The following is a 6,204-nucleotide window of genomic DNA, read 5'->3' as shown; positions in this document are numbered from 1 at the left end:
GTGCCGACGGCGGCGCTGCCGACCGCGCTGGCGGTCGACGCCTGCCCGGCGCTCACGCCGCCCGATTGCCCGAACGCGTACTGGCGGCAACTGCCGTCATCGGCGCGGAACTGGTCGAACGACTTGCCGGTGCCCGGCAGCGCCATCACGCTCGGCCCGGTCGGCAGGTACGCGCAGGCGCCGAGGCAGCCGGCCAGCGCCAGCGCGGCCGGCACGCGCAAGAATCGAAATGCGGATGTCATCGTCGCGCCTCCGTCACTGCGGCCGCGCCGGCACCGATCGCCAGCCCGACTTGCAGGTCTTCACATACGGGTAGTAGTGCTTCGACGCGTCGCAGTAATACCAGAGGTTCGCGTCGCCGTTGTCCTGCGGCTGGCCCTTCTCGACATATTCGGGCGGCGGCGGCGGATCGACCGGTACCGCGACGACGGGCGGCGGGTAGTAGTAAGGCGCGGGGACGACAGGGTAGTAATACGGGTAGCCGAAGCCGGGGCCGACATAGACCCCGACCCGGGCGGCATGCGCCACGCCGCCCGTCGCGAACGCCACCGCGGCTGCCGCGCCCAGCGCGAGCTTCAATCCATTCACGTCACGTTCTCCAGCAGGCCGGTTCGCCGATACGAACCCGACACCCGAAACGCTACGCCGCGCGCGATCCGGCATCCATTACGGCCGGTCGCGCCTATGTTGCGCGGCGTTACCCGTGTGACAGCCGCTCCCGGCGACGGCCCGCCGCCACGGCCGCGTGCATTACGCGCTAACGCGCCGAAACGGATCGGCTGCCTCGCGCGCCGCGCACGGGCTGCCCGTCGCGCCGTTTCCGGACGATCGAAACCGTTCCGATGACGCGGCGCGCCATATTGACGCACGTGCGTCAGACCGCCACGCCATGGTCGTGCGCGCCGCGAACAGGCTTCTTGATACGAATCAACGATTTATCCCGACATCGCGCGCGGCGGGCTGGACATCTGCGACGAGTTGGCGCATTTCGCGGTGCAACATCGCGACGCATACTCCAGCCAACCCCGACGCCTGTCCGCCGGGGTCCGCCGGCACCCGCCGGCGGGTATCGTCAGCTTCGGTCATCTGGTATGGACACCGCACTTTCGGCCCTCGATCTGGCCCGCCTGCAATTCGCGTTCACCGTCTCCTTTCACATCGTCTTTCCGGCACTGAGCATCGGCCTCGCCAGCTTCATCGCCGTGCTCGAATACCGCTGGCTCAAGACCGGCAAGCAGTACTACAAGACCCTCTGTCTGTTCTGGTCGAAGATCTTCGCGGTCGCGTTCGGGATGGGCGTCGTCTCCGGCGTCGTGATGAGCTACCAGTTCGGCACGAACTGGTCGGGCTTCTCGAGCTTCGCCGGCGCCGTCACCGGGCCGCTGCTGATGTACGAGGTCATGACCGCGTTCTTCCTGGAAGCCGGCTTCCTCGGCATCATGCTGTTCGGCTGGAACCGCGTGAGCCCGCGCGCGCACTTCGGCGCGACGCTGATGGTCGCGATCGGCACGCTGATCTCGACGTTCTGGATCCTCGCGTCGAACAGCTGGATGCAGACGCCGCAGGGCTTCGAGATCGTCGACGGCCGCGTCGTGCCGACCGACTGGTTCGCGATCATCTTCAATCCGTCGTTCCCGTACCGCCTGTTCCACATGGCGATCGCCGCGTTCATCGTCGCGGCGCTGGTGGTGGCCGCGACGGGCGCGTGGCACCTGCTGAAGGGGCGCCGCGACAAGGGCGTGAAGAAGATGTTCTCGATGGCGCTGTGGCTGCTGCTCGTGCTCGCGCCGCTGCAGGCCGTGATCGGCGACCAGCACGGCATCAACACGCTGAAGCACCAGCCCGCGAAGATCGCCGCGATCGAAGGGCTGTGGGAAACCGAAAAGGGCGGCACGGCGCTCAACCTGTTCGGCATCCCGGACATGAAGGCGGAAACGACGCGCTACGCGGTGCAGGTGCCGCACCTCGGCAGCCTGATCCTCACGCACAGCTGGGACGGCGAAATCCGCGGGCTGAAGGAGTTCCCGCCGGAAGACCGCCCGAACTCGACGGTCGTGTTCTGGAGCTTCCGGATCATGGTCGGCCTCGGCTTCGCGATGATCGGCCTCGCGGCGCTCGCTTGGCTCCTGCGCCGCCGCGGCCGCCTGTATGAATCGAAGGGGTTCCAGCGCTTCGCGCTCGTGATGGGCCCGACCGGTTTCGTGTCGCTGCTCGCGGGCTGGGTGACGACCGAAGCGGGCCGCCAGCCGTGGGTCGTGTACGGCGTGATGCGTACCGCGCAGGCCGTGTCGCCGCTGTCGGTGCAGCAGGTCAGCCTGTCGATGATGACGTTCGTGATCGTGTACTTCCTCGTGTTCGGCACCGGCGTGTACTACATGCTCAAGCTGATGAAGGCCGGCCCCGCGCTGCCCGACGCGAAGCACGACGACACGCCCGACACGCGCCCCGATCACACCGCGCGCCGCCCGATGTCGGCCGTCGACGAGCTGATCGAGACCGTCTGAGCCCACCCCATCCGCATACGAGAAAATCAATGGACGTCACCGTAATCTGGGCCGCGATCATCGCATTGGGGCTCTTCATGTACGTCGTGCTCGACGGCTTCGACCTCGGCATCGGCATCGTCTTCCCGTTCTTCCCGGACGAGAAGGAACGCGACCTGATGATGAACACGGTCGCCCCCGTATGGGACGGCAACGAGACGTGGCTCGTGCTCGGCGGCGCGGGGCTGTTCGCGGTGTTCCCGATCGTCTATTCGACCGTGTTGTCCGCGCTGTACCTGCCGCTGATCTTCATGCTGGTGTGCCTGATCTTTCGCGGCGTGTCGTTCGAGATCCGCGCGAAGGCGCGCCGCACGAAGCAGCTGTGGGATCTCGCGTTCATCGGCGGCTCGGCCGGCGCGACGCTGTTCCAGGGCATCGCGCTCGGCGCGTTCCTGCAGGGCATCAACGTGAAGGACGGCGTGTTCGCCGGCGACGCGTTCGACTGGCTCACGCCGTTCAGCCTGCTGACGGGCCTCGGCCTGATCGTCACCTATGCGCTGCTCGGCTGCTGCTGGCTCGTCGCGAAGACCGAAGGCGACCTGCAGCGCCGCCTGCATCGCGTCGTGTGGCCGCTGACCGTCGTGCTGCTCGGCTTCATCGCGGTCGTCAGCCTGTGGACGCCGCTGCAGGATCCGGCCATCGCGCAGCGCTGGTTCGACTCGGGGCTGTTCTGGCGCCTGCTGCCGGTGCCGTTCCTGGTCGCCGGGTGCGCGGTGTGGATGCGCCGCGCGGTACGCGACCGGCACGACATGACGCCGTTCGTGCTCGCGCTGGCGCTGGTGCTGCTCGGCTATGTCGGCCTGCTCGTCACGCTGTTCCCGTATGCGATTCCTCAGACGATGACGATCTGGGAAGCGGCGGCGCCGCGTTCGAGCCAGACCTTCACGCTGGTCGGCGCAGCGGTTATCCTCCCGATCATCATCGCCTACACAACGATGGGTTACTGGGTATTCCGAGGCAAGGTGCGCCATGAAGACCAGCATTACTACCACCACTGACTCCGCCGATCGCCCGCCCGAGGCGCCACGGCCGCGGATGCGCGGCTGGATGTGGTTCGTCGTGCTGTGGGCGGGCGGCGTGATCGGCGCCGTCACGCTCGGTTATGCGTTCAAGATCTTCATGAACCTGACGCTGTTCGCCGTGAAGTAAGCCAGGCGGCCGCCCCGGTCGAACGACGGTCGGGGCGGCCGTTTTTTCGTTGTCGTTGGCGGTCGCGGCTTCGAGCCGGTCACCGCTCGCACGACATCGTGCACATCGCCTTGTCCATTGCGCTGAAGAAGGCCCGGTAGTAATCGGGCTCGACGACGGTCTTCATCCGCGAATCGCCGTTGCTGTCCCATACCGTGCGGTCGAAACGCGCGCGCACGATCGCGTCGCGCGCCGGCGTCACGCGAACCGCGACGACGGCGGCCACGCGCTCGTGATCCGGTTTGGCCGGCAAGCCGCCGATCCTCGCCTTCAGCGCGCCGCGCAGCAGTTGCCGCCACTTCGGAACCAGCGTGTCGCTGCGGCCGCCTTCGATCAGCCCCATATCGCGATCGACCGTCACCGGCGCATAGCCCTGCGCGCGCAGCACGGCCGCCGCCGCGTCGAGCGTGCGCGCCTGCGTCGCCCCCGCATAACGACGATCGCTCATCATGCGCAGCGTCTGCTGTTCGCTGTCCGTCAGGTCGACTTCGGTCTGGCTGGCGCTGTAGCGCACCAACGATCCGCCGCTGCCGATCTGACGTTCGTTTTGCGGCTTCGCCGCGCACCCGGCCAGCATCGCCAGCAGCCCGGCGCAGGCAAGCGCCAGCAGCCCGGCGCAGGCAAGCGCCAGCACACCGCGACCGCGCACCGGCGGCACCGCTGCCACGCGGCGCATCGCGCACCGCGCCGTGCGGCGGTCAAGAATGCCGCGGCGAATTCCTGTTGATCGGCAATCGGGGGGCGCTATGATCGTCATCGCGGTTTTCTCCTGTCGGCGTCATCTTAGGGACGCGCCACAGCCGCGACAAACGACATTTTCAGACTCACTGTGTAGCTTTTCTTCGCGATCTCACGATGCGCCGATTGCCGCCCCTGAACGCGCTGCGCAGCTTCGAAGCCGCCGGCCGCCTGCAGAGCCTCACCCTCGCCGCCGAGGAACTGAACGTGACCCAGAGCGCGATCGCGCAGCAGATCCGCGTGCTCGAATCGTTCTTCGGACAGAAGCTGTTCGAACGCGACGGGCGTTCGCTGCGGCTCACGCCGCGCGCGCGGCATTACCTCGTCGACGTCGCGAGCTGCCTCGGCCGGCTCGCGCAGGCGACCGGGCAGATGTTCGAGCCCGTCGGCGGCCATGCGATCCGGGTCAATGCCTCGGTGTCGTTCGCGCATGGATGGTTGCTGACGCAACTGGCCGCGTTCCAGGCCGCGCATCCCGATATCGACGTACAACTCGTCACGAACGCCGATGCCGAGCGCGACCAGATCGACGAAACGTGCGACATCGTGATCCGCCGGTACACGCCGGAGCTCCGCCGCAAGGGCTTCGTGTCGCGCCCGCTGCTCGCGAACGTCGCGCTCCCCGTGTGTGCGCCCGGCCATCCGGTGCTCGAACGGGCGCGCGTGCCGGCGGACCTGCGCAACGCGCCGCTGCTCCACTACGCCGGGCTGCCGCAAGCGTGGCAATACTGGTTCCACCAGGCCGGCACGGACGTCACCGAAACGCTGCGCGGGCCGTTCTATCGCGAGTTCTTCCTGTTGATCCAGGCGGCCGCGAGCGGGCTCGGCGTGTGCCTCGCGCCACGCGCCGTGGTGCGCGACGCGCTCGCGAGCGGCCGGCTGGTTGCCCTGTTTCCGGAAGTGCACCTGGAAGGGCCGCCGTTTCATTGCCTGTATCGCAACGACGGCGATCCGGCGCTGCGCACGTTCGTCGACTGGCTGTTCGCGCGAGCCGAGGAACTGGACGGCCCGCCGCCGCGGTAACGGACGGCGATGCCCGCGTCACCGCCGCTCGCGCAACGCCGCGTCGATCTTGCGGTCGGTCTTGTACTGGCTCAACGCATACACCGACCAGATCGCGGCCGGCAGCCAGCCGATGATCGTGATTTGCAGGACCAGGCAGATGATCCCGGCGATCGGGCGGCCGATCGTGAAAAACTGGAACCACGGCAGCAGCAGGGCAAGCAGAAGGCGCATGAACGATCCTCTCGGTGCGTCGTTGAACGGGTGATGCGCAGCCAATATGACGGGCGGCGCCCGTCATTTCAAGCCCGTGCCCGGCGCCCCATCGGCGCTACGCCGAATCCGCCAGCCACTGCGCGACGCGCGCGACGAGCGCGTCCGCTTCGTCGAAGCACTCGACGCCCGCTACCTGCGGCGCACCGCAGATCGTGAATACCGGCTTGCCCCACTGCAACCCGAGCGCGATTTCGGACAGCGTGCCGAGCCCGCCGCCGACTGCGATCAGGCACAGCGACGCACGCGCGACCAGCGCATTGCGCGTGATGCCGAGCCCGGTCGGTAGCGCGACGCTCAGGTAGGGATTCGCCAGCGTCGCATCGTCCTCGGGCAACAGCCCGATCGCGCAGCCGCCCGCCGCATGCGCGCCGCGCGCGGCGGCCTCCATCACGCCCTGCTTGCCGCCGCCGACGAGCGCCACGCCCGTCGACGCCACCGCGTGCGCGATCCGTTCCGG

8 protein-coding genes and 1 pseudogene are annotated in these 6,204 nt (G+C 68.0%); 4 read left to right on the top strand and 5 right to left on the bottom strand.

The genetic code is table 11. The features are described 5' to 3' along the window. A pseudogene (locus G3N62_RS33695) lies at window positions 1–242 on the bottom strand (hypothetical protein); the annotation flags it as partial. A gap of 13 nt (window positions 243–255) precedes the next feature. Beyond that, window positions 256–588, bottom strand: coding sequence for a hypothetical protein (locus tag G3N62_RS33690; RefSeq protein ID WP_034187696.1), 333 nt, complete (start codon window positions 586–588; stop codon window positions 256–258). A gap of 503 nt (window positions 589–1,091) precedes the next feature. Between G3N62_RS33690 and G3N62_RS33685 the strand changes: the two genes are divergently transcribed. From G3N62_RS33685 to G3N62_RS33675, 3 genes are read left to right on the top strand one after another with little or no spacing between them, the layout of a single operon-like run. Beyond that, window positions 1,092–2,504, top strand: coding sequence for a cytochrome ubiquinol oxidase subunit I (locus G3N62_RS33685; protein WP_124670390.1), 1,413 nt, complete (start codon window positions 1,092–1,094; stop codon window positions 2,502–2,504). A 29-nt stretch (window positions 2,505–2,533) separates the two neighbouring features. Further along, complete coding sequence (gene cydB, locus G3N62_RS33680) at window positions 2,534–3,541, top strand: cytochrome d ubiquinol oxidase subunit II (RefSeq protein WP_034187693.1); 1,008 nt, start codon at window positions 2,534–2,536, stop codon at window positions 3,539–3,541. After that, window positions 3,513–3,692: a hypothetical protein gene (locus G3N62_RS33675; protein ID WP_034187692.1), complete on the top strand. Its 180-nt coding sequence runs from the start codon at window positions 3,513–3,515 to the stop codon at window positions 3,690–3,692. Before cydB ends, G3N62_RS33675 begins: the two co-directional genes overlap by 29 nt. A gap of 79 nt (window positions 3,693–3,771) precedes the next feature. Here G3N62_RS33675 and G3N62_RS33670 read toward each other — a convergent pair whose 3' ends face one another. After that, window positions 3,772–4,407 (bottom strand): hypothetical protein, encoded by a 636-nt coding sequence (locus G3N62_RS33670; RefSeq protein WP_241013281.1) that lies wholly within the window; start codon window positions 4,405–4,407, stop codon window positions 3,772–3,774. Window positions 4,408–4,586: 179 nt separating this feature from the next. On the opposite strand from G3N62_RS33670, the gene G3N62_RS33665 reads away from it, so the two are divergent. Next, window positions 4,587–5,492, top strand: coding sequence for a LysR substrate-binding domain-containing protein (locus tag G3N62_RS33665; protein WP_034187690.1), 906 nt, complete (start codon window positions 4,587–4,589; stop codon window positions 5,490–5,492). Between the two features lie 18 nt (window positions 5,493–5,510). Here G3N62_RS33665 and G3N62_RS33660 read toward each other — a convergent pair whose 3' ends face one another. Both G3N62_RS33660 and G3N62_RS33655 read right to left on the bottom strand, forming a co-directional pair. Continuing rightward, window positions 5,511–5,705 (bottom strand): YqaE/Pmp3 family membrane protein, encoded by a 195-nt coding sequence (locus tag G3N62_RS33660; protein WP_034187689.1) that lies wholly within the window; start codon window positions 5,703–5,705, stop codon window positions 5,511–5,513. Between the two features lie 97 nt (window positions 5,706–5,802). After that, the coding region (locus G3N62_RS33655) for an LOG family protein (protein WP_206141464.1) at window positions 5,803–6,204 on the bottom strand (402 nt) is incomplete at its 5' end.

Source organism: Burkholderia sp. Tr-20355, from assembly GCF_017104685.1.
Classification (GTDB): Bacteria; Pseudomonadota; Gammaproteobacteria; order Burkholderiales; family Burkholderiaceae; genus Burkholderia; species Burkholderia seminalis.
The sequence above is the reverse complement of the archived record's forward strand: the minus strand, read 5'-3'. Positions and strand labels throughout refer to the sequence as shown.

What these genes read in the sequence shown, in the direction of transcription:
- G3N62_RS33685 (WP_124670390.1), top strand. Translation starts at nt 1,092, where the DNA reads ATGGACACCGCACTTTCGGCCCTCGATCTGGCCCGCCTGCAATTCGCG.
- cydB (WP_034187693.1), top strand. Translation starts at nt 2,534, where the DNA reads ATGGACGTCACCGTAATCTGGGCCGCGATCATCGCATTGGGGCTCTTC.
- G3N62_RS33675 (WP_034187692.1), top strand. Translation starts at nt 3,513, where the DNA reads ATGAAGACCAGCATTACTACCACCACTGACTCCGCCGATCGCCCGCCC.
- G3N62_RS33670 (WP_241013281.1), bottom strand. Translation starts at nt 4,407, where the DNA reads ATGCGCCGCGTGGCAGCGGTGCCGCCGGTGCGCGGTCGCGGTGTGCTG.
- G3N62_RS33665 (WP_034187690.1), top strand. Translation starts at nt 4,587, where the DNA reads ATGCGCCGATTGCCGCCCCTGAACGCGCTGCGCAGCTTCGAAGCCGCC.
- G3N62_RS33660 (WP_034187689.1), bottom strand. Translation starts at nt 5,705, where the DNA reads ATGCGCCTTCTGCTTGCCCTGCTGCTGCCGTGGTTCCAGTTTTTCACG.